Origin of the sequence: Streptococcus koreensis (assembly GCF_003627135.1) — a bacterium.
GTDB classification, from domain to species: domain Bacteria; phylum Bacillota; class Bacilli; order Lactobacillales; family Streptococcaceae; genus Streptococcus; species Streptococcus ilei.
On sequence record NZ_CP032620.1, the window covers coordinates 102,509 to 125,474 of the forward strand.

General features: G+C 42.7%; 17 protein-coding genes. All 17 read right to left on the reverse strand.

Annotated features, from left to right (window positions below):
* Nucleotides 1–11: 11 nt before the first annotated feature.
* The 17 genes from trxB to D7D50_RS00710 all read right to left on the reverse strand — a co-directional run bounded on the left by trxB (nucleotide 12) and on the right by D7D50_RS00710 (nucleotide 22,935).
* Entirely contained in the window at nucleotides 12–926 is a 915-nt protein-coding gene (gene trxB, locus D7D50_RS00620) for a thioredoxin-disulfide reductase (RefSeq protein ID WP_120701199.1), read from the reverse strand.
* A gap of 58 nt (nucleotides 927–984) precedes the next feature.
* A complete protein-coding gene (locus tag D7D50_RS00625; RefSeq protein ID WP_120701200.1) occupies nucleotides 985–1,212 on the reverse strand; it encodes a DUF4059 family protein in 228 nt (75 codons plus the stop codon).
* Between the two features lie 194 nt (nucleotides 1,213–1,406).
* Nucleotides 1,407–2,150, reverse strand: a complete 744-nt coding sequence (locus D7D50_RS00630; RefSeq protein ID WP_120701201.1) for an amino acid ABC transporter ATP-binding protein — start codon at nucleotides 2,148–2,150, stop codon at nucleotides 1,407–1,409.
* A complete protein-coding gene (locus tag D7D50_RS00635; protein ID WP_120701202.1) occupies nucleotides 2,147–2,953 on the reverse strand; it encodes an amino acid ABC transporter permease in 807 nt (268 codons plus the stop codon). The genes D7D50_RS00630 and D7D50_RS00635 overlap by 4 nt, the downstream gene beginning before the upstream one ends.
* A 224-nt stretch (nucleotides 2,954–3,177) precedes the next feature.
* Nucleotides 3,178–4,521, reverse strand: coding sequence for a DEAD/DEAH box helicase (locus tag D7D50_RS00640; RefSeq protein WP_120701203.1), 1,344 nt, complete (start codon nucleotides 4,519–4,521; stop codon nucleotides 3,178–3,180).
* Nucleotides 4,522–4,647: 126 nt separating this feature from the next.
* Entirely contained in the window at nucleotides 4,648–5,649 is a 1,002-nt protein-coding gene (gene mraY, locus D7D50_RS00645; protein ID WP_120701204.1) for a phospho-N-acetylmuramoyl-pentapeptide-transferase, read from the reverse strand.
* Nucleotide 5,650: 1 nt separating this feature from the next.
* The gene (pbp2x, locus tag D7D50_RS00650; protein WP_120701205.1) at nucleotides 5,651–7,936 is read right to left on the reverse strand and encodes a penicillin-binding protein PBP2X; all 2,286 of its coding nucleotides are present in this window, start codon (nucleotides 7,934–7,936) and stop codon (nucleotides 5,651–5,653) included.
* Entirely contained in the window at nucleotides 7,929–8,264 is a 336-nt protein-coding gene (gene ftsL, locus D7D50_RS00655; RefSeq protein ID WP_006596866.1) for a cell division protein FtsL, read from the reverse strand. The genes pbp2x and ftsL overlap by 8 nt, the downstream gene beginning before the upstream one ends.
* A 12-nt stretch (nucleotides 8,265–8,276) precedes the next feature.
* Nucleotides 8,277–9,227, reverse strand: coding sequence for a 16S rRNA (cytosine(1402)-N(4))-methyltransferase RsmH (rsmH, locus tag D7D50_RS00660; RefSeq protein ID WP_120701206.1), 951 nt, complete (start codon nucleotides 9,225–9,227; stop codon nucleotides 8,277–8,279).
* Between the two features lie 396 nt (nucleotides 9,228–9,623).
* On the reverse strand, nucleotides 9,624–9,881 hold the full coding sequence (locus tag D7D50_RS00670; RefSeq protein WP_023022306.1) for a DUF896 family protein: 258 nt from the start codon (nucleotides 9,879–9,881) through the stop codon (nucleotides 9,624–9,626).
* 33 nt (nucleotides 9,882–9,914) lie between these two features.
* Nucleotides 9,915–11,951 (reverse strand): glycine--tRNA ligase subunit beta, encoded by a 2,037-nt coding sequence (gene glyS, locus D7D50_RS00675; protein WP_120701208.1) that lies wholly within the window; start codon nucleotides 11,949–11,951, stop codon nucleotides 9,915–9,917.
* Between the two features lie 206 nt (nucleotides 11,952–12,157).
* The gene (gene glyQ, locus D7D50_RS00680) at nucleotides 12,158–13,075 is read right to left on the reverse strand and encodes a glycine--tRNA ligase subunit alpha (protein WP_000038760.1); all 918 of its coding nucleotides are present in this window, start codon (nucleotides 13,073–13,075) and stop codon (nucleotides 12,158–12,160) included.
* A 337-nt stretch (nucleotides 13,076–13,412) separates the two neighbouring features.
* A complete protein-coding gene (locus D7D50_RS00685) occupies nucleotides 13,413–17,903 on the reverse strand; it encodes a S8 family serine peptidase (RefSeq protein ID WP_120701209.1) in 4,491 nt (1,496 codons plus the stop codon).
* A 258-nt stretch (nucleotides 17,904–18,161) separates the two neighbouring features.
* The gene (locus D7D50_RS00690) at nucleotides 18,162–19,004 is read right to left on the reverse strand and encodes an aldo/keto reductase (protein WP_120701210.1); all 843 of its coding nucleotides are present in this window, start codon (nucleotides 19,002–19,004) and stop codon (nucleotides 18,162–18,164) included.
* Nucleotides 19,005–19,015: 11 nt separating this feature from the next.
* The gene (locus D7D50_RS00695; RefSeq protein ID WP_042507434.1) at nucleotides 19,016–19,234 is read right to left on the reverse strand and encodes a hypothetical protein; all 219 of its coding nucleotides are present in this window, start codon (nucleotides 19,232–19,234) and stop codon (nucleotides 19,016–19,018) included.
* Between the two features lie 338 nt (nucleotides 19,235–19,572).
* Nucleotides 19,573–20,724: an N-acetylglucosamine-6-phosphate deacetylase gene (nagA, locus tag D7D50_RS00705; protein WP_120701211.1), complete on the reverse strand. Its 1,152-nt coding sequence runs from the start codon at nucleotides 20,722–20,724 to the stop codon at nucleotides 19,573–19,575.
* Between the two features lie 579 nt (nucleotides 20,725–21,303).
* The gene (locus D7D50_RS00710) at nucleotides 21,304–22,935 is read right to left on the reverse strand and encodes a Na/Pi cotransporter family protein (protein WP_023022293.1); all 1,632 of its coding nucleotides are present in this window, start codon (nucleotides 22,933–22,935) and stop codon (nucleotides 21,304–21,306) included.
* Between the last annotated feature and the right edge of the window lie 31 nt (nucleotides 22,936–22,966).

The following is a 22,966-nucleotide window of genomic DNA, read 5'->3' on the forward strand; positions in this document are numbered from 1 at the left end:
TTTCTTCTTTCTTATTCTTCGTGTTCAGTAATATATTTATAAGCTTCTTGACCGGCGACAGCGCCATCCCCAACAGCTGTAGTGACCTGACGAAGATCTTTTTGGCGGACATCTCCAACCGCAAAGACACCCGGCACGGAGGTCTTCATATGATCATCAGTGATCACCCAACCTTGATCGTCTAGAATACCGAGGTCTTTGGCAAAGTCACTGACAGGATCCAAGCCCACATAGATAAAGACACCACCAGCTGCTTGCTCGCGAACCTCACCAGTTTGAACATCTTTTAAGACCAGACTGGTCACACGGTTGTCCCCTTTGATCTCTTCGACCACTGTATTCCAAGCAAAGTGAATCTTTTCATTGGCAAAAGCTCGGTCTTGAAGAACTTTTTGGGCACGTAGGGCATCGCGTCGATGAACAATGGTAACAGACTTAGCAAACTGAGTCAGGAAGATTGCCTCTTCAACCGCAGAATCTCCTCCACCAACAACCATGAGGTCTTCATCTCGGAAGAAGGCGCCATCACAGACAGCGCAATAAGAAACCCCACGACTATTTAATTCTTCTTCACCTGGAACTCCCAACAAGCGATGGTTAGAACCAGTCGCAATAATAACGGTCTTGGCTTGAAGGAGACCATCATCTGTCGTAATCTCCTTGTAGTTTCCTTGATCCACAATGTTTTCAGCTCTGCCGAACAAGTGTTCCACTCCTAAAGCTTCTAGAGGTTCGAACATCTTTTCAGCCAATTCAGGACCACTGATGTTGGCATAGCCTGGATAATTTTCAATGTCAGACGTGTTGTTCATCTGTCCGCCAGGAATTCCTGCTTCTAACAAGGCAACCTTGAGATTGCTGCGGGCTGCATACAAGGCTGCGGTCATTCCCGCAGGTCCTGCGCCGATAATCAGTGTATCATACATAAGCTTCTCCTTTTGTTGTAACTATCTTGATTCTAACTCCAATTCAATCATTTTGCAATTATCTTGCTCGAAGAATAAACAGAACTCCAATGACTGCAAAGGTAAGGACTGGAATTGTCATAATATCAATTAATAAAATATCATAGAGGTGTAACTGGCGTTCCTTAGCTGTTTTATCCGTCTTACGAGCTACTCGCAAGCCTATCCAAACAGCTGAAGCAACCAACACCCCAACTGAAGTGATGATTAAGCTCTCGATATAGAGAGATAGCAATTGGTTTAACATAAGATCTCCTTAGTATCCAAACTTGGAATGAGGGGACGAGATGCCGCTTCGTTTCGTTCACCGTTGGTCAACTTGAAATACCTATCTATGCGGAAAAGTAGACTACTAATCATCATCTTCTCCTGAGGCACCTACTCAAAGAAAAATCCGAGTCTGAAACATCGCGTTCCAGACTCGAGCTCTTATATATTATATCAAACAAACGTTCGTTTGTAACTAGCAAAGAATTCTTTTGTCCGCTCTTCTTTAGGAGCATTCATAATCTCTTCTGGAGTCCCAGATTCAATAATTTTTCCCTTATCAAGGAACAAGACCTTGTCCGCCACCTGGGAAACAAAGCTCATGTCATGACTGACCAAAATCATGGTTTGACCTGCCTGAGCTGCTGCTGCGATGGCTTTTTCTACCTCTCCGACCAATTCCGGATCAAGGGCTGAAGTTGGCTCATCCAACAAGAGGACTTCCGGCTTCATGGCTAGGGCACGCGCCAAGGCTACCCGTTGTTTCTGCCCTCCGGACAAATGACGAGGGTAATGGGTTTCGCGGTCCGACAGACCGACTTTTGCGAGTTCTTCTTTGGCAATCTTGGTCGCTTCCTGGTCGGATAAGCCTTTGACGACGATCAGTCCTTCCTTGACATTGTCCAAAGCAGTCTTGCGACTGAAAAGATTAAACTGTTGAAAGACCATAGCTAGCTTTCTTCGAAGGGTCAGGATCTCGTCCTTACTGATGGTTTCAAAGTCTACCTTTTCCCCATTGATCTCAATGCTACCACTATCTGGTGCTTCCAAATAGTTCAAGCTTCTCAAGAAGGTTGATTTCCCAGCTCCAGAAGAACCGATCAAAGCAACGACTTCCCCTTTTTGAACTTCCAAATCGAGATGGTCTAGGACCACTTGACCGGAAAAAGATTTTGATAATTGTGAAATCCGAATCATGCTGCTCGTTCCTCCTCTTGCAAGGTTTGGGTAACAACTTTTGGATCTTTGATAGCGAGTACCTGTTCGATCCAACGTCCCAATTGTTCAATCAAAATATTAATGGCCCAGTAGATCAATGAAACAGAGATAAAGCGCTCGAAGTAGCGACTGTCATTCCCCGACATAATCTTGGCTTGGGCAAAGATTTCCAAAACACCTGCATAAAAGGCCAGGGAAGTCCCCTTGGTCAAACCAATCAAAGAGTTGATCAAGGTCGGAGTCGCAACCACGGCTGCATTTGGAATAATAATCCGACGATAAACTTGAGCATTGGTCATGCCGAGACTCTTCGCTGCTTCGATTTCACCCGCATCAACAGATAAAATTGCTGCCCGAATGGTCTCACTGGCATAGGCTGCCTCATTGAAGGCAAAGGCTACAATGACAAATAAATGGGCTGGCACATCGTTGATATTAAAGGCTGTCCCATATTGTTGGTTAATGGCCTTCAATAGGAGCGGGATTCCATAGTAGGTCAGCATCAACTGGACCAAAATTGGTGTCCCTCTTAAAAAACTCACAAACAAGGCTTGGATCGGGTAGAGGATTTTTACCCGATTGATTTTGACAATGGCAAACAATAGGGCTAGCAATAAACCAAAAAAGGCTCCTGCCAAGGTTAACAAAATCGTATTTGGAAGCTCTTTTAAAATTCCGGGAATAGCTTCAAAAACGACGCGTAGGTTAAAGATTTCTCCTTCTGGTATCCATTTTAAAAACTCTTCGTACCAGCCAGATGCCAGATAAGTAGTTGTAAACATCTTCGTTACTTCCTCCCTCGATAATGAATCATTCTATCATATTTACAGTTAAAATGCTGAGTTTTGCTACTGATCGTTCGTAAATCATGCTTCAGGTCTGATGTGATAACAAGCAAGCATCTCCCCTAAGAGCAAAAAAATAGACTATCTATAGATAGTCTGTCACAAAATAAATCAGCGACCAAATAGTTAATTTTTATGGAAATCTTTAAATTTCTTTATCACTAAAAGGTTTGGCGTTTAGCCTTTCTTTCTGCCCGACCACGAGCACGATTCTCAGCCCTCTTGGCTTTCCGGCGTTTTTCGTCCACGGCCCATTTGATTTTTTTCTTGTAGCCTGGTTTGATTTTTTTCTTTTTCTTCTTGACCAAGCCAATCATCTCAATATCGAGTTTTTCTTGGCGCTTTTCTCGATTAGCCCGACGATCTCGGTCATAGGTATCCTCGATAGCTCCAGCCTTCAATACTTTGGGTACAAATTGAATCCCCAATTTTTCAAGCTCTCTAATGTCTGAGTCATCGCTCGGTTGATAGAGGGTAATAGCTGTACCAGAAAGGCCATTCCGACCAGTCCGACCAACGCGGTGGACAAAGAAGGACAAATCTTGTGGAATGGCATCGTTGATGACATGACTGACCCCTTCGATATCAATCCCACGCGCTGCCAAGTCCGTTGCCACGATATATTCAAAATCCAGATTTTTAACTTGGTTCATGATTCGCTTGCGCTCCCGTGGAGGAACCCCCCCATGGATTTTAGCGACCTTGAGCCCCTTCTCTACTAGAAAAGCATGCAAATCGTCCGCTCTGTCCTTGGTATTTACAAAGATCATAGCCAGATAAGGTTGAAGAGCCTGCGTCAGTTGATAAATCTGCACGTTTTTGTCACGCCCCTTTGTCGATACCAACCAGTTATCAATGGTATCCGAGATCACTGTTTTGGTTTTGATCTGCTCCATGACAGGGTTAGACAGGTATTTTTTCAAAAAGGGTTGTAACTTTTGCGGAATCGTCGCTGAGAAGACTAAAAACTGAAGCTTCTTAGGAAGACTAGATGCAATCTTATCTACTGTCGTCAAAAAGCCCATATCGAGAGTCATATCGGCCTCATCGACCACAAAGGTATGCGCCTTATGAATGGCCAGATCTCCAGAAGCGACCAAATCATAGATGCGGCCTGGTGTCCCGATCACGATATGCGGTTGGGCTACTTGGAGCTTATCAATCTGACGAGCCTTATCAGTTCCGCCGACATAGTTAGCAATCCGAATTTCCTTTTCACAGTGGCTAGCAATCTGACGAGCCGCTTGGTAAATCTGTGTGGCCAATTCCCGACTAGGCGCAGTAATGACCACTTCGACATTGCTACTTTCCTCATTTAAAGTTTGAAAAATTGGCAAGAGGAAAGTATGGGTCTTCCCTGATCCTGTTTTAGATTCACCGACCAGATCACGGCCTGCTAAAACAATCGGTATCAGCTTTTCTTGAACTTCTGTTGCTTCGATAAAATTAATTTCTTTTAAGGCCTCTTGGATATAGTCCTTAAACTTAAAATCTGTAAATTTCATTCTCTTATCCTTTCATCATCTCCACTATTATATCAAAAAACTCCTCTTCCCGCTCTTCTTTTGGACAGCAATTCCTAGCCAGCGAAAAAGGCTGAGATCACATCCCAACCTTTTATGATTCATGGCTTATGAATTGGTCAAATAGTAGATCAAGAGGGTCAAGGCGCTCATTCCTGCACCAACACTCCAGAGAAAGGCATCGACCTTCCACTCAGACCATTTAGGTCCATTACCAGACAGACCACCTAATTCTAAATGGTGATGGAAAGGCGTCATGCGGAAGATCCGGCGTCCTTCCCCTGTCCGTTTTTTCGTCCATTTGAAATAGGAGACTTGGAGCATGACAGAGCTAGTCTCAAAGACGTAGACAATCCCAATCAAGAGCAAGGTCCACTCTACGTGGAGAGCCATGGATAGAGTCGCAAGCATCCCACCTAGGGCTAGGCTTCCAACATCTCCCATGAAAATCTTGGCCGGCTTGTGGTTGTAGACGAAGAAACCTAATAGAGCTCCAATCATACTGATGGTCACAAAAAGGATATCGATTCGTCTTTGCCAAACAGCGATGACGGAATAAGCGATCAAGCTGATGGTTACCGAAATGCTTGCCAAGCCATCAATCCCGTCCGTCAGGTTGACTGCATTAGAAAAACCAACCAACCAGAACAAGGCAAAGACAATATAGAAATGTCCCAAATAGACATCCCAACCAAAGACATTGAGAAGACTACCAGCTCCATGGCGTTCAGAGAAGAGATAGAAAATGATCCCTCCCACCAATTGCAGGGCTAATTTTTGCTTGGGATTTAGCCCTTCATTGATTTTACGAAAGACCTTCAAGAAGTCATCCAAGAAACCGACGATTCCATACAAGACCAAAATAAAGAGGATCAATTGAACAGGACGCGTAAAGTTCCCAGTTAGGAAGCTAAAGACAAGGGTGACAAAGACTGAAGTGATCAAGAAGACCACTCCCCCCATAGTAGGAGTACCTGCTTTGGCTTTGTGTTGCTTCACATCTTCGTGCATTTGTTGGCCCGAAATATGGGCCCGTTGATAGAAACGGATAAAGGCAGGAATGCCAATAACCGTTAGAATAAATGATACTACTAGGGTAGCAAGTAACATATCAATCTCCTAATGTAATTGTTATTTTCTTCGTCTTCTTTAAAGCAGTTTCTACTTTGACGTTTTGTTTGCTCACACGAGAACCTTCCCCTTTATAGGTGATCTCAATGCCCGTCCATTCCGCAAATTTATCAACATTTTCCTTGGTCCAGCCATACATATCCGGAACTGAATCCAAGTCATCTGTTAATAATAACACTTGCTCATTTGCTTTTAATTTCGTTCCTGCTGATACAGACATCTTTTTAATATTCTTTCCAGTTCCTAGGACGACAGGCTGGATCAGATTGCGACGCAGTTCATCTGCGAAGCCACCTGGGCTGATGGTCTGCTTCAAGTTCAATTCTTTCGACAAGGATTCTGCCGACGGCATCTTATAGGTGTCCTCTTTCGTGACCCCATCCAAGGCTTTGGTTTCCGTTACTAGATTCAACTCATCCTTCAAAGCAACCGCATCTTCCAAGACTGGATTGACTAGTTCTTGCCAGCTCTTTGGACTAAAGCTGACTTCAGGCTGTTGAACTGTCACATACATAATAAAATCTGGGTCTTCAGCAGGTGTCATGACAACAATCGAGTTGATATTATCATTTTCGCCTTCCAAGTAGCCATTAGCTGTCGCAATTTGGGCTGTCCCTGATTTAACAGCAACATTTTGTCCAGCTACTTGGATAATGGGACCATCCGATGAATAGAGGGTACCAAATTGAGGATCAGTCCCTACCGTAATCATGTAATTACGGGTCTGTTGGGCAGCCGAAGCGGATACTGGATTGCCGACAATCTCTCTTTGTGATTTACGAGCAGTTTCATGCTTGCCGTCGTAAATCGCACTGATAAATTTAGGCTCCAACATTTCCCCATCATTTGCAATGGCAGAAAATGCACGCAACATCTGCGTTTGGGTCACCGAAATCCCTTGACCGAAAGAAGACATGGCTTGAGTGACATAGTTATCTCCTGGTAGGCCTCCAAAACTTTCGTCTCCCATTCCAAAACGTGTAGGAAGTCCGAACTTAAAGAGTGTGAGGTAATTCATCCAGACATTATTGCCCATCTTCTGTTCAAGCTTGGTCATCCCAATGTTACTTGAATAGGCAAAACCTTGGGCAATATTCATATAGCGACCTTCTGACAAGCCCATATTGATTTCCCAGTCTTTGATGATCGCATCTTTCACCTGTAACTCGTTATTAAAATAAACTTCGTTATAGGCTGGGAAAGTCCCATGATCAATCGCCGCAGCCAAGGTCATGACCTTCATAGTCGAACCTGGTTCGTATTGATCCTGGTAAAGAATCGTGTTCCAGGTTCTCAGATTCTTAATATCCAAGCCTTCTTTGGTATCTGCATTATAGGTTGGACGTTGCGTCGTTGCAAGGATTTCCCCCGTTTTGGCACTGACCAGGGTCGCACTGACATATTTACCTTTTACCTTTTCTTGGAAAACATCCATTCGCGTTTCGAGATAGGTTTGAAGTTCCGCAGAAAGGGTTGTGTAGACATCCTTCCCATCTTCGGTCTTCACGGCAACCTTATCTGATCCCGGCACAATATTTCCGTTGCGATCCTTCTCATAGGTCACAACGCCATCCTGACCACCTAGGATGCGATCCAAGGATTTTTCGATTCCCGTTGTTCCCTGCAGGGTTTTATTGCCTTCTTTATCTTCTATCAATTGAGCTTGACCGATAAATTGAGAGGCAAAGGTCCCATTTTTATAACTCCGGTTTGGACTCGTCGTAAAATCAACACCTTTAATGTTGGCAGCTTCTAGTTCACTCCGGATAGCATCCATATTGCTATAGCTGATATCGTTCCCCGCTGCACCAAAAGAAACCTGGTTGAGCTTCTTTTGAGACAGTTGTTGGACGACATAGTCTTTTTCCATGCCCAAATAACGATTAAAAACGTCTGCTACTTGGTTGTATTGACTTTCTTCAACGTATAAAACTTCACCTTTTGCCGATTTATAGGTTTTGTCGATGATCGCATAAACATTATAAGTCGTCGCATCCTCAGCAATGACAGCTCCATTTCGGTCATAAATTGTTCCTCGTTTGGCTGGAACAATCTCTGTTTTCTGATGGACTTGATGGGATAACTCAGATAAATTTTTTCCGAATTTGCTATCAGTACCTATGATAACTGCAAAATTAATGAGAAATATGAAGAAAACAAGAATGGAAAGCAAACTTAAATTCTTAGCTACTTGCCGACGATTTTGGTCTGGAAGTTTCCTTTTTTTAAGGGAATAACGAATGATTTTCTTCTTTAATTTACTCATCGCTACTTGAACTCACCACTTTTCGATTTTCTTTTTGGAGGGTCATCCCCTGAGAACTAGCTAACTTAGACAAGCGTTCATATCGAGTCAACTCATTGACTTCTTGCCGGATATCTTCTAGTTCAGTCTCTTTTGTTTTTAGTTCCGTATTGAGGTTTGTCAAATCGCTTTGCACTTGTAGAATCCGCGTCTGCATAAAAATAATACTGACAGCGAGAATAATCCCTGTTAGGACAATCGAGCCATAAAAAGCTTTTTCTACTCTGGTAAAGCGACGAATACGATCTTGCAATTGACTGCCCCGAGATCGTAATGGTTGATCTGCCATGTTTATATCCTCTTACTTATGAATTTTTCGAGCAACCCGCAATTTTGCAGAATGAGCTCGGTTGTTATTTTCTAACTCTTCTTGGCTTGGAAGAATCGGTTTTCGAGAAACTAATTCCATTTTTGGTTTTAAGTCCTCTGGGATGAAAGGCAAGCCCTTCGGTACTTCTACTGTAGAAGCTTCTTTAAACAATTGCTTAGTCAAACGATCTTCCAAGGAATGAAAGGTAATGACTGAGATACGACCACCAACTGCCAATAAATCCATGGCCTGCTGAATTGATTCATCCGCCGCTCCCAATTCATCGTTGACTTCAATTCGAATCGCCTGGAAAATTTGTTTGGCTGGATGCCCCTTTTTCTTTAGTTCCTTAGCCGGTTTTGCCGATTTGATGATTTCAGCCAATTCTGTCGTCGTTTCAATCGGTTTTATCGCACGCGCTTGTTCGATCTTTCTAGCAATTTGTTTGGAGAATTTATCTTCCCCATACTTGAAAAAGATGCGAACCAAATCATGGTAATCATAGGTATTGACTACTTCATAAGCTGTCAAAGAAGCGTCTTGATTCATCCGCATGTCCAAGGGAGCGTCTTTTTTATAAGAAAAACCACGAGACCGCTCATCTAACTGAGGACTAGAGACTCCCAAGTCATAACAAATGCCATCAATTTCACTGACTCCCAATTCTTGGAGACGGGATTGAAGATTCCGGAAATTGTCTTTGATGAAGGTTACCATGCCTTTTTCAACGTAAGGAGCTAATCGTTTCTCCGCATTATCAATCGCATGCTGATCCTGGTCAAAGGCATATAAATGTCCTTTTTCACTTAATTGACTTAATAAATATTCGCTATGGCCGGCTCCACCTAATGTGGCATCCACATAGATTCCATCTGGCTTTATATCCAGCATATCAATCGTTTCATGGAGCAAGACCGTTACATGATGAAATTCTTTACTCATATCCTATCTATTTTACCACAAAACTGACCAGGATGCACTTGAGATTCTTTCCTCTATCCACACACTGTTTCGGGATAAAAAGTTCCTATTCTTTAAAAACCTCATTCTATCAACCAATAGACCTAGAGAAGTAAATTGTGATACAATAACTCTATGAAAGATAAGAAATACCTTCTCCTTGGCCTGCTAGTGGCCGATCTTATTGCAGTTTACTTTTTCCTACGAACTCCTGTCCCTTGGATTTTTTGGACAGCAACCTTCGTTCTTGCCGTCTCCATTTGGATATTTAAAAATCAATGGAAATACTACAAAAATAGAAATAAGGAGTCAGAGTAGCCCATATAGAACCAGAAAACTCGATCAGTTCAACATCTGATCGAGTTTTCTATTGTCTATTTATGAATTGGGATCGTCAAGACTACGGCCATGCAGGCCTTTTTCCCGTTGGACTTGACGTAGTTTTTCTGGTGTCACATCATTTCCTTCTTCGTCAACAACTTTGATCCCTTCAATGTGATGACGGACGGAGCGTCTGTAACCTTCAATATACTCTTCACGAAGTTTAGCTTGTTCTACCTCTTCTTCTGGTGTCAAGCCTTCTGCTTTTTTCTTTTTGGCAAGCTCATTGATTCGAGCAATTTTTTCAGGTGTCATAATAAAACCTACTTTCTACCTGACATCAGGTCATTATTTTGTATTTAATTGGTTAAAGGCTGCGACTTTATTGGCTTTTGCTACTAGACTAGCAAGAAGGGCCAAACGATTCTTTTTAACAGCCTCATCTTCTGCCATAACCATGGTATTGTCAAAGAAAGCATCGATGACTGGGCTAAGAGCAAAGAGTTGAGCCAATTTGTCGCTAGCTGAACCTGTCAATTCTAATTCTTCAATCGCCTTAGCAAGAGCTTTTTCTTGATCATTTTCAAAGAGACTAGCATCGACCTCTACTGAAGCATCTGCTTTTTCTGCCAAGTTGAAAGCACGTGAGAGTGACTCAACAGCTGCCTTATAACCATCAGTCTTAGCAGCTTCTGAAAGAGCTTCAGCCGCTTCAAGCATATCCGCTACCACGAAGTTTGAACCAGCAAGTACAGCTTCTTTGATGTCTTTAGATGTGCGTCCCATCATCTTGTCTACACGCGCCTTGATGAAGTTGAGCACTTCTGCTTGATTGGCATACGAAAGACTATCGAATGAAAGTCCGTAAAGACTATCGATTAACTCATCCATCGGGATGTTCCAACCAAAGGCATCCAAGATACGAACAATCCCTTGTGTTGCACGGCGAAGCGCATAAGGGTCATTGGAACCAGAAGGAATCAAACCGACTGAGAAGAAGGAAAGAAGGGTATCCAATTTATCCGCAAGAGCAAGGATGGCACCAACCTTGGTTTCAGGAAGGGCTCCATCTGCTGAATCAGGAAGATAGTGCTCACGGATAGCTGTCGCTACTGCAGCATCTTCACCAGCAAGGAGGGCGTATTTTTCACCCATGATTCCTTGCAATTCATCAAACTCTCCAACCATACCAGTCAAGAGGTCAAATTTGTAGATTTCTGCTGCACGAGCTACAGCTGCTTTTTCTTCAGCAGTCAAGCCAGCTTGCTCAGCCAAGGAAGCCGCAATGACACCAGCACGGGCCATGTGTTCTGAAAGAGAACCGATTTTTTCATGGAAGGTCACATGAGCCAATTTAGCAACGAGATCTTCAATCTTGAGTTTTTGGTCTTCACGCCAGAAGAATTCACCATCTTCGAGACGCGCCACCAAGACTTTTTCATTTCCTCGGATAACATTTTCCAAGTGCTCAGCATTCCCATTACGGACTGAGATGAAGTTTGGTTTAAGCTTACCGTCAAGGTCACGTACAACAAAGTAACGTTGGTGCGTTTCCATTGATGTCACCAAGACTTCTTCTGGAACGTCCAAATACTTAGTATCGAAACTTCCCATAAAGGCAGTTGGGTATTCGACCAAGTTCAAGACTTCATTCAAAAGTCCTTCTTCGATTTGGACTTGAACACCTTGTTCTGCTTCAATAGCTTTGATTTGCTCACGAATCATGCTTTCACGTTCTTTGCTGTCTGCAATGACGTAAACGGTACGAAGGTCTTCTTCGTACGAATCCGCATTGGTAATTTCCACTTCATGTCCAAGGAAACGGTGTCCGCGACTCACACGACCTGAATGGATATCCAAGAAGTCGAGATCAAGCGCTTCATCACCCAAAAGGACAATCAAGGTATGAACTGGACGAATGTATTCAAAGCTGTTGTTAGCCCAGTGCATGCTGACAGGGAAAGTCAATGAAGCAAGTACTTCTGGAACGCCGGCCAAGACTTCTTTGGCAGGTTTTCCAGCTTCATGTTTCGTCACGTAAACGTATTCTTCTCCCTTAACTTCACGGAATTCGATGTCATCTACAGTCAAGCCTTTTCCACGGACAAAGCCTTGCGCTGCTTTTGAGAAGTTTCCATCAGCATCCAAGGCGATTTTCTTAGAAGGTCCTTTAAAATCTTCAGTCAAATCCGATTGTTGATCAGCCAAACCAAGTACACGGACTGCCAAGCGACGTGGAGTTGAGAAGGTTTGAATGCTTTCATATGAAAGACGGTTTTCATCCAAGAAAGTTGCCATTTTCTCACCCAATTGTTTTTCACTTGGTGTGACAACGTAGGCTGGTAACTCTTCAAGTCCTAGTTCTACTAATAAGTTTTTTGTCATGTTTTTTCTCCAGAAAATATCTTTTTTCCAGTTTGCCTTATGTGATTGGCACGCAAGCAACCGACTAGGTCGTTTCATTGCTAAAATTGGAGCCTAAGGTCTCCAATTTTGCCTGGTATCATTAGTTTCTCTAATGATACCTCAATCACTGCGGCAACTGGTTCTGTAGGATTATTTTATAATCCAATTCTATTAATACACTCTCTTTATTCTTCCTCTTCTGCTAGGAGTTTTGCGCGTGTGGCTTCGTCGAGAAGTGGGTAACCGAGTTTCTTGCGTTCTGCGACGAAGGTCTTAGCTACGACACGGGCCAAGTTACGGATGCGGGCAATGTAGCCGGCACGTTCTGTAACAGATACCGCTCCACGAGCATCAAGTAAGTTAAAGGTATGTGAACATTTCAAAACGTAGTCATAGGCTGGGTGAACGAGACCCAATTCCAAAGCACGTCCGGCCTCTTTTTCAAATTTTTCAAAGTTTTCAAGAAGCATATCTTGATCTGAAACTTCAAAGCTGTATTTTGAGTGCTCATATTCTGGTTGAAGGAAGATTTCTCCATATTTTACACCCGGAGCCCACTCGATATCATAAACTGAGTCTACTTCCTGGATGTAAGAAGCCAAACGTTCCAAACCATAAGTGACCTCAGCGGTAACAGGACCTGTGGCCAAGCCACCGACCTGTTGGAAGTAAGTGAACTGAGTGATTTCCATACCATCCAGCCAAACTTCCCAACCAAGACCAGCTGAACCAGTTGATGGATTTTCCCAGTTATCTTCTACGAAGCGAATATCATGCTCTAAAGGATTGATACCCAATTTTTCCAATGACTCAAGGTAAAGTTCTTGAATGTTTGATGGTGATGGTTTCATGACCACTTGGAATTGGTGGTGTTGGTAAAGACGGTTTGGATTTTCCCCGTAACGACCGTCTGCTGGACGACGAGACGGCTCTACATAGGCTGCATTCCATGGTTCCGGACCAATAGCACGAAGGAAGGTGTAAGGGCTCATCGTACCCGCACCTTTTTCATTATCATAAGCCTGCATGAGCATACAACCCTGGTCATTCCAGTATTGTTGCAAAGTCAAAATAATTTCTTGAAAGGTTAGTTTTTTAGACATTATTTACTCCATTTTCTATAATTTATTGCGACCTAGAATACAAAAAGAACCGTGTCTTTCCCCCTAAGTCAAGTGACCTAGGGGCGTCAGAAACGCGGTTCCACCCTAATTTATTACTTCATTTTATTCTACTGTACTCAGCTATCTACTGAGAGAAAGCGCCACTTGCCTATCTTGTTCCACTTGGCTTTCACTGTCCCAAGCTCGCTAAAAAAACGCCATAAGCCTTTCTTTCTTGACTAGTATTATAGCAGATTTCTATTCGAGTGTAAACAAAAAACAAGTCCGAAACTGTTGTTTCAGACTTGTAGAAATTCCTTTCAAAGAAAGGGTAAGGTTATGGGCGTTTTGCAACCTTTGGTTTTTTCCCATTTAATTTTTTCTTAGCAGCTTTAACCTCTGCTAAGGCCGCCTTGACTTCCTGTTGACTAGCACCAGGATTAGCCAGTACTGCTTGAGCGCGGATAAAGGCTTGAAGGTAATTCACCTTCACCTTATCTGCTGCATAGATAAACTTAGCGTTCTTAGCTTGGAACTGGAGTTCTGCTGCAATCAATTTCTTAAGACTTGAGAAATCGGTTGTTTTGCCAGTTAATTGTTGATCAGCCGCCTGGTAGTTCGCAAGCGCTTGGTTGATTTGCTCTTGTGTCACACCTTCGCGGACGAGCAAGAGAGCCAACTCCTTAAAGCTTTGATCAAAGGCACGTCGAGCAGAATCCTTAGCGTTCGCATAACGGCCTGTTTTTGAAGTCGCATCATAGGCAGCAATAGCTGATTTTAGCGCTGTGAAATCAGACTCTTTCCCATCTAATTGACTGGTTACCAATCCAAGATTTGAAAAGATTTGGTCAACTTCTGCTTGTGATAACTTAGTCGCAAGAGCTTTCTGAGCTTCTTGGTATGCTGCATCATAAGCTAAACGTTTTTCACTTGTTGCATTAAAGTACTGAGGAGTGCTGGTCAAGTTAGCTTGTTGAGCCAGCAATTGCAACAATTGGGTCTTAATGACAACAGAAAGTTTTGCGAGGTTGTTTTGATCCGCCAGAACGGTCACAGTCGGTGCATCCTCAAACAACTCATAGCCTGTTGGTAGACTGACTGAAATCGTATAAGTTCCAACTGGGACATCTTTCCCAAAAGCATTCTTGCCATAGCGTTGAACTGGAAGAACAAAGGTTTCACCAGCTTGATTCTTCAAGACAACTGGTGTTGTTCTAGGTACTGCTTGATCAAAGACCAGGCTCAAAGGAGCAGTGACAATCTCTTTCGCCAAGAATTCGATGGTCTTAAAGCTATCCTCTGCAGTGATTTCAAATTTCTGAGTTCGTTCGCTGACGAGTTTCAGATCTGATTTGTCATAGGCAAAGAGTTCTGCAACATAGCTACCAAACTTAAGGAAATTGATTTCTTTCCCTTTATCTAAGTTGACATACTGCCCTTGTTCATCTTTGATACGGTAGACAAAATCAGTATCTAATTCTTGATGTGTATCGGCATCTAGGACTGATACCTTAATTCGGCCACTATCCTCAGTACCAGCAAAATCAGCAAGAGAGGCAAAGTCGCGGTTTCCAGCGTAATCTTCAACCACATAGTAAAGTAAGTCTTTACTGATTCCTTCTGGAAGAGTATAGCCTCCATCTTCATTTGCCGTTAAATAGACACGGTTTTCAAAACGGCTAGTCTTCCCTAGGGCGTCTTTCCCCTCCTTAACTAGGGTCCCCTCTTCATCAAAGGTCTTGACATAGAAGACTTGCTCTCGTAAGATTCCACCATTGCCAACATCTTTTGTTTTACGAGCATAGAAGGTTTCTACCCCATCCTTCTTGGTCGTGTAACCTGAAGTCAAGACTGGTTTTTGGGTATCAATTTGGAGGTTAAAGCGAACAACTTGCTCCTCTGCTCCTGGAACTGCTGGCGTATAACGAACCTCATAGATATAGTGACCATCCGCCACCTTTTCACCCTTGGCATTAGTTCCTTCCCAAGCCGTGTTGTCGACTAGATAAGATCGTTTCCCACGTCCGTCAAAATAATTCTTACGAGCAGAGAAAGCTCCTGTACTTGTCCAAACTGGCTGAGCAAATGCTTGATCATCTGCCTTGTAGACAGCTGCTTTCATATTTTTTAGGTTTCGCAAGACTACAGCACGGTACTGCACGTAATCTTTGTTTCCATCTCCATCTGGAGAAATAGCCAGACGTACATTGCCATCCGCATCTAAATGGAGGACATTCAAACCTTCTGGAGTTTCTACTGTCCCAAGAACGATTGGGCTTCGTTCTGCTGTTTCCTTCTTAGCAGTCGAATAGAGCACGTCGTTAGCGTTAGAGACTAAGGATGTTACATTCGTCTTTGAAGTCACATGTTTGGTTTCTGGAACATCATAGTAGAATCCTGATTTCCCTTCTCTTACCAAATTGTAGATTGGTTTTTCAACCGCAGGGATATTTTGGAAAGAACCACGGAAGCCCATAAATGGAATGCTAACCACATCGCCGTCATCTGCTGGATCCACAAAGCGAACAAATCCTTCTAGGAAGTAACCGTTCGGCATCAATTTAGTCAATTCCTCTGCAAACTTAGACGCATCGACAGTCACTGTCACTGTCTGACTACTATGGGCTTTTACAGTTACATTTGGCCATACCGTCTCTGTTAATTTCCGAGGCTTCAAGGTAAAGCGATCGTCTTTTACATCGTCGGTAGTGGTATTCACAATCATCTTCAACTCTCTGTCAGTATCAGAAATATTATGAACGGTCACATCAAAACTAAACCGATCCTCGACATTGCCAAGAGTTACGCTTGGGTAAGCATCTTCATTCGTTACATATAGGTCTGTTGAAACCGCTGCAGCAGTATCCACAATCCCCGCCCCTTGTTGACGTACCGAAGTGTAAGCACCCGTTTCTTTGTTGAGGTGCGGTTTTGCGGTTGACATGATCAAAGCCTTGACTGTTGCAGATAGCTCCTCTGGCGAAAGTTCTGGATGGTGAGCTTGTAGGTATTCCTTCACCAAAGCCGATACCCCAGCTACATGAGGGGAGGCCATACTGGTTCCGCTCATACTGCCATAGCTATTGTCATTTAGAGATGAAAAGATAGAACCACCAGGTGCTGTGACATCCGGTTTTAATTGGCCATCTGTTGAGACTCCCCAACTGGAGAAATCTGACATCTTATCTGCATCAGGGTTTGGACGATTGTCTAAGCTACCATCAAAGACAAGCTTGTAGTCTTTACCTTTAATCGCTTCTCCATAGCGCTTAGAAATGAAAACAGCAGGGATCTTTCTCGCATCCCCTTCGAGGCCCATTTTGACATTCGCGCCTTCGACACTGTTGTAAATAAGGGCTCCAATTGCTCCTTTTTTATAGACATTAGCGACCTTATCTGAGAAGGTGATTTCGCCACGTTTGATAAGGGCAACTTTACCAGTCAAATCGAGACTGTCTAAATCACTCTCACGCCCCAAACCAGCATCTACATAATCATATTCTTTCCCATTTTCGAAATTGGCATCTGTTTCAGCTGCTGTATAGGTGAATTTTCCTTTATCCAAGTCGGCATTGTCTTCCAAGCCTCGAACTGTAAAGACTTCTTCTGTTACAACCGAATCATTTACGGATGCAACTGAAATAGACTCTTCTACGGTTGAAGGACTCCCCACGACACCGTAATCAGGGTTTTCAGCACTTGGATTGTCATAACCGTATCCATAGGTATTGCTATTTCCTGCCGCGATAATGACGCTAACCCCTTTTGCGCGTGCTCGTTGGATAGCTTCCCGGACAGCGGGACTAGCATTCACAGTAGAACCTGTCACAGATCCCAAACTCATGTTGATGACGTCCGCTCCCAATGCAACTGCGTCATCAATCGCTTTCACATAGACAACATCACTGGTTGATCCACTACGATCAGAGAAAACACGCATAAACATCACTTGGGCTTCTGGAGCAACTCCGTATACATAGTTGCCATCCCCAGCTTTTTTGTCAGGGTTCCCAGTCGCAATCCCTGTTACGTGCATACCATGTGAATCATGGTCTTTTTCTTTAATATTGTCATCTCCATCCATATAATCATAAGCAAAGACGACCTTATCGTTGTACCATTTTCCGTAATCAATTCCCGCTGCTTTTTTTGCAGCTTCTAATTCTGTTTGATTTTTGAACTTCCCTTTTGTCGGGTCTGAAATCCGCAATACTTCATGGTAGACATCTAAACCAGAGTCAATGACTGCAACAACAGTCCCTTCACCCTTGTAGCCTTTTTCCCAAGTTTGAGGCACATTAATAATCGTATTGCTGCTGATACTGAATGGTTTGTCTTCAGCTTTCTTTTCAGCTCTTGCTTCTGTTGCAGGTTTAGCCTCAGCCTTCTCCTCTGTTGAAGAGGGTTTAACTTCTGTTTTTTCCTGTCCCTCACTTGCTTTTTCTGCAGGTTTAGCCTCATTTTTAGTTACAGCTTCTACTTGCTTTTCAGTAGCTTTATCCTCTGTTTTTGCTTCCTGGGCAACTACTTGGCTACCTGATTCGACAGATGGACTTGTTGCCTCTTTTTCTGAAGAGGCTGGCTCGTCAACAACTTTACCATTTTCAACTACTGAGTCTCTAGTCTGCTCATTTGCCTGATCACTTACAGGAGAAGCAGACTCACTTGGCAACGCTGGATTTGCTTCTGCAGATGCAATTACTGCAGTCTCTGGTTGTTTTGTTTCATCCGCACTTACATTTCCTGCTCCAAAGACAAGGACCGACCCTAACAGCACCGATGCAACACCAAATTTATATTTTCTCAATGAGAAACGCTGTTTACTCATAAAATTCCCCCTATATACTAAATTATTCTTATTATACTCCTAATTTTTCAGAAAATTCACTCAACATTAACTTTGTTATCAAATTGTAATATTTCCGCATGATATCTTTAATTAGGTGTTTTTTGTTTGTTTTTAGTGATTTTATAATTCAAATAATTAGAAAACTAAAACCAATCATCCGTTTTTTTATCTCATTGCACAAAAAAAACAGCGAGAGCAAACTCTCACTGTCTTTTATAAATCAACTAACTTACTGTCTTAAAAGTCTTTGGTATCTGGGTCTGGCGCTCCCGCTTCTACTGGGATCTTCCGAAGGAGCTCACAGTCTTCTGGAGCCAATTCGATTGTAGTGCATTGAAGATTACTTGCAATGCGTTCAGGAGTCACTGATTTAGGCAAAGGTAAAAATTCTTCTGCTAAACTCCAAGCTAAAAGAAGCTGGGCTGGAGTTACACTATATTTTTTAGCCAATGCAAGAACTGTCTCATTTTGAAAAAGCTCTCCTTGACCAAATGGCCCCCAAGCCTCCAATAAAATTCCTTTTTCACGGCAATAACGGACTACTTCCTCTTGATAGACCCCAGGAGCCAAGCGAATCTGATTGACTGCTGGAAGAACTTTGGCACTCTCCAACAGAGCATCCAGGTGATGAGGCAAAAAGTTACTCACGCCAATCGAGCGAATTTTACCCTCTGCCTGCATATCTTCCATGGCTCTCCAAACCTCACGATTCCGTTCTTTCCAGGCCTCATTTTCTCGGTGGGTCACAGGATTTGGCCAGTGGATTAAATACAAATCGATAAAGTCTAGTCCCAATTTGTGCAAAGATTCTTCTAGGCCATTGAAAGCATCCTCATAGGTATGACGATTATTCCACAACTTGGTCGTTACAAAAAGTTCTTCTCTTGGAATACCACTATCCCGGATAGCCTTTCCGACGCTTTCTTCGTTTTGATAGATGGCTGCCGTATCAATATGGCGATAGCCCGCTTCTAAGGCTGTTTTTACTGCTTGATAAGCTTCTTCGCCATCTTTCGCCTTCCAAGTACCAAAACCTAGTACAGGAATTTGGCGTCCATCATTTAGTTTGTAGCTCTTCATCTTATTGCCCGTCACTTTCCTTTGTTTTTTTTACCAGACTTAGAAGTCTTCGCATTCAAGCGCAACTTTGGCTTAAAGATATTTTCCTTAGGTTGCACCATCGACTTACTAAAAAAGGCGTAGAGTAAAAAGGCACTACCTGCCACTAGAATGACGGGACTACGGCGTAACATACCGTAGATAAAGAAAAACAACCCCATCAATAAAAAACGTACATTTATCTTATGCATAAAACTACCTCGCGATTCAATTAATTTCATTATACCATGTATCGGAGCAAAGAGACAAATGGCTAGGCTAAGGAATCCTATTTAAATGAGAGTGGGACAGAAATCGGTCATTCGTTAGAATTCGATTTCGTCGTCCCACCTCCGCACAGTTGAGTAGGGCTGTAAAAGCTGATGAAATCAGCGTAGTAGAGCCCACTCAACCACTGCGTCTTGCTAGACAATCTAAAGACAATTAAGAGGCTAGGACTTTTGTCCCAGCCTCATGGAAGAAATTCAATTTTAAAACTGGTAAAAGAAATCAAAAGCAATCGATTCGTATTTGAACCTATTTTTCACCATTAAGCTTCAAATCGTTTTTGGCCATCCAAGAAGGTTGCTACCAACTCTAAATCTTTATCCAATACAATAAAGTCAGCGTCATAACCCTCACGGATTTGGCCACAGACATCATCAATATGGACGGATTTAGCAGGGTTGAGACTCGCCATCATGACCGCTTCATGAGGATTGGCAATGCCCCACTCAACAACATTCTTCAATCCATCTTTAAGCTTCAAGATCGAACCAGCCAGGTTCCCTGTCGATTTCAAACGGGCTGTTCCATTTTCTACGACAACAGGGAATTCACCCAACATGTAGTCGCCATCTTCCAAGCCACCAGCTGTCATACAGTCAGTGATCAAAGCGATATTTTCCACTCCTTTTTGTTTGAGGAGAATATCACAGGCTTTTGGATCAACGTGATGGCCATCACAGATTAACTCTGCATAAGTATGAGGAAGTTGGTACATAGCCCCAACCATTCCAAGCTCACGGTGCGTCAAGCCACGCATTCCGTTATAGGCATGCACCCAGACACTAGCTCCAGCATCCACTGCTTTTTTGGCTTCGTCAAAGGTTGCATTGGAGTGCCCAAGCGCAACCGTCACCCCTTCTCCTGTTACTGTACGGACAAAGTCTTCTACACCTTCCCGCTCAGGAGCAAGGGCAATTTTATTGAGCAAGCCGTTGGCTGCTTTTTGCCATGCACGGAATTCATCCATCCGAGGATCTTTCATATAGGCTGGATTTTGAGCTCCCTTGTACTTCTCTGTAAAGTAAGGTCCTTCAAAGTAAATCCCACGAATCTTTGCACCGGAAGCTTCTTGGTATCGTGCGCCAATGTTTTCAGTTACTGCTAATAATTGCTCATAAGAAGAGGTCAAAGTTGTTGGCAAAAAGCTAGTAACCCCTGTGCTCAAGAGCCCCTCGCTCATAGTATGAAGGGTCCCCTCAATGTTGTTGTCCATAACGTCAACTCCACCAAATCCATGGATGTGCGTATCGACCAAACCAGGAGCAATACTATAGCCGGTATAGTCCAAAACGGTAGCTCCCTCTGGTAGCTGATCCACATGTTTTCCGAATTTGCCATCGACAATTTCTAGATATCCTCCCTTACGAATTCCATGGGGATAAAAGAATTGATCTGCTTGTATATAGGTTGTCATGGTGATTTCCTTTCTTTTTCTACCGATATATTCATACACATTATAATCCTTTGTGCTACATTTGTAAATGGTCTAGACCTATTTTATTTAAATATATTAATATTCTTTATAAATACAATAAGAAATCCAGTTCTAAAGAACTGGATTTCAGAATATTGACAAACTTTTTCCATAAAATAGATAGATGATTTTTTTAAAAAATTATCTTTTTTGAGAAATTAGGCAGATCTAAAACTTTCCGCTGTGAGAAAAGTGCCTAGATCAATTAAGGTCTAGGTACACGGAATTATTGAGACCTTAGGCTCAATAATTAGTCATGGAACTTCGAAGAAGTTCGCTGACGTCCGTACTCACCTAAGGAAAGTTTTAAAAAAAATGTTATACCAATCTAAAGAGAGTGGGACAAAAATCGGTCACTCGTTAGATTCGATTTCGTCGTCCCACCTCCGCACAGTTGAGTAGGACTGTAAAAGCTGATGAAATCAGCCTAGTAGATCCCTACTCAACCACTGCGTCTTGCTCGACAATCCAAAGACAATTGAGAGGCTAGGACTTTTGTCCCAGCCTCTTTTTGCTTTTTTAGATCTGCTCTAATTGTACCTTCTCTGCTAAATTCATGGCATGGTCTGCAACACGTGTATAGTGAGAGATCATATCAATAAAGTTGACACCTGCTTGAGGTGTACACTCGCCCTTGTTTAGACGAGAAATATGGGTCTTCCGCAATTTCTTTTCGAGCTTTTCAATTGCCTGATGGCGCTGTTCCAACTCTGCTGCCAACTCTTGGTTATCCTCTTCTACACTTCTAAGTGCATCTTTAACAAAAGTAGCAGTTTGTTGGTAGATATCTTCTAATTCAGCCAAGGCATTATCAGAAAACACAACTTTCTTCCGAATGAGGTAGTCCGTCAGGTTGATTAAGGATTCCGCGTGGTCTCCAATCCGCTCTAAATCTCGAGAAGAATCCAAAATATTAGTCAAGGATTCACTTTCTTTTGGACTCAGAGCTTCACTAGACAAGCGGATCAAGTATTTGGTCAACTGATCATCGATGGTATTAATGGCTTCTTCTGTTTTATGGCCTTTTTCAGCTAGTTTTTCTTCTTGATTTACAATGTAGCGATAGGCCAAGTCGAAACTCTTTTCAGCATAGGTTCCTAAATGCAATAGTTCTTTTTTGGCATTTCCTAAAGCAATCGAAGGAGCTTGGGTAATCAGATTTTCATCCAAGTAAAGTGGTTCGTATTTGACCACTTCATCCTCACCAGGAATCAATTTCGTCACAAAGTAAGCCAAAGCTCCAATGAAGGGGAACTGGATGATGGTATTGGTAATATTAAAGGTCCCGTGAGCAAAGGCTATGGTCATCTCGGGAGACAAATGAAGAGTCGTTTCAAACCATTGAATCAAAGATGTAAACGGAACAAGGAAGACAAGACAGATAATGGTTCCGATAACATTAAAGGCTACATGGGCACCCGCCACACGTTTGGCCGCAATATTTGCTCCCAAGGAAGCAATGATGGCTGTAATGGTCGTTCCGATATTATCACCAAAGAGAACTGGGAGAGCCCCTTTAAGGTCAATCAAATGACTAGCATAGAGATTTTGTAAGATACCAATGGTTGCAGAGGAAGCCTGAATCAAAAGAGTTAATCCTGATCCGACAAAGACACCCAAGATAGGACTTTTACTCAACTCCACCATGTAGTCACGAAAAACTTGCAAATCTTTAAGAGGTTCCATAGCCCCACTCATCAAGTTGAGGGCAAAGAAGATACCACCGACACCAAAAACGATTCGTCCAACATTATTAACCAAACGATTTTTGGTAAAGAAGAGACAAATCGCTCCGATAAAAAGCATAGGCAAGGCGTAGTCTCCTAATTTAAAACCAATGATAAAGGAGGTAACAGTAGTTCCAATATTGGCCCCCATAACAATACCAATAGCTTGACGGAGGGTTAGAAGTCCAGCACTCACCAGACCGACCGTAATCACTGTAACCCCTGAACTAGACTGAATCAAAGCAGTCATCCCAATCCCTACTAGAACCCCTAGAAAGGGATTACTCGTATATTTATCAATATAGTATCGAAGGCGATCCCCTGCAGCCTGTTGCAAGCCTTCTCCCATGGTTTTAATACTATAGAGAAAGAGACCCAAGCCACCTAAGAAGTTAAATAAAATGTTCTGCCAATCAATGGACATTTCTTTCCTCCATCATCATTCGATAAAAGTT

Coding starts and splice junctions, on each gene's coding strand:
- mraY (WP_120701204.1), bottom strand. CDS start 5,649: ATGTTACTTGCTACCCTAGTAGTATCATTTATTCTAACGGTTATTGGC.
- glyS (WP_120701208.1), bottom strand. CDS start 11,951: ATGACAAAAAACTTATTAGTAGAACTAGGACTTGAAGAGTTACCAGCC.
- D7D50_RS00635 (WP_120701202.1), bottom strand. CDS start 2,953: ATGTTTACAACTACTTATCTGGCATCTGGCTGGTACGAAGAGTTTTTA.
- D7D50_RS00640 (WP_120701203.1), bottom strand. CDS start 4,521: ATGAAATTTACAGATTTTAAGTTTAAGGACTATATCCAAGAGGCCTTA.
- D7D50_RS00670 (WP_023022306.1), bottom strand. CDS start 9,881: ATGACACCTGAAAAAATTGCTCGAATCAATGAGCTTGCCAAAAAGAAA.
- glyQ (WP_000038760.1), bottom strand. CDS start 13,075: ATGTCTAAAAAACTAACCTTTCAAGAAATTATTTTGACTTTGCAACAA.
- D7D50_RS00690 (WP_120701210.1), bottom strand. CDS start 19,004: ATGAAGAGCTACAAACTAAATGATGGACGCCAAATTCCTGTACTAGGT.
- trxB (WP_120701199.1), bottom strand. CDS start 926: ATGTATGATACACTGATTATCGGCGCAGGACCTGCGGGAATGACCGCA.
- D7D50_RS00695 (WP_042507434.1), bottom strand. CDS start 19,234: ATGCATAAGATAAATGTACGTTTTTTATTGATGGGGTTGTTTTTCTTT.
- ftsL (WP_006596866.1), bottom strand. CDS start 8,264: ATGGCAGATCAACCATTACGATCTCGGGGCAGTCAATTGCAAGATCGT.
- D7D50_RS00625 (WP_120701200.1), bottom strand. CDS start 1,212: ATGTTAAACCAATTGCTATCTCTCTATATCGAGAGCTTAATCATCACT.
- pbp2x (WP_120701205.1), bottom strand. CDS start 7,936: ATGAGTAAATTAAAGAAGAAAATCATTCGTTATTCCCTTAAAAAAAGG.
- D7D50_RS00630 (WP_120701201.1), bottom strand. CDS start 2,150: ATGATTCGGATTTCACAATTATCAAAATCTTTTTCCGGTCAAGTGGTC.
- nagA (WP_120701211.1), bottom strand. CDS start 20,724: ATGACAACCTATATACAAGCAGATCAATTCTTTTATCCCCATGGAATT.
- D7D50_RS00710 (WP_023022293.1), bottom strand. CDS start 22,935: ATGTCCATTGATTGGCAGAACATTTTATTTAACTTCTTAGGTGGCTTG.
- D7D50_RS00685 (WP_120701209.1), bottom strand. CDS start 17,903: ATGAGTAAACAGCGTTTCTCATTGAGAAAATATAAATTTGGTGTTGCA.
- rsmH (WP_120701206.1), bottom strand. CDS start 9,227: ATGAGTAAAGAATTTCATCATGTAACGGTCTTGCTCCATGAAACGATT.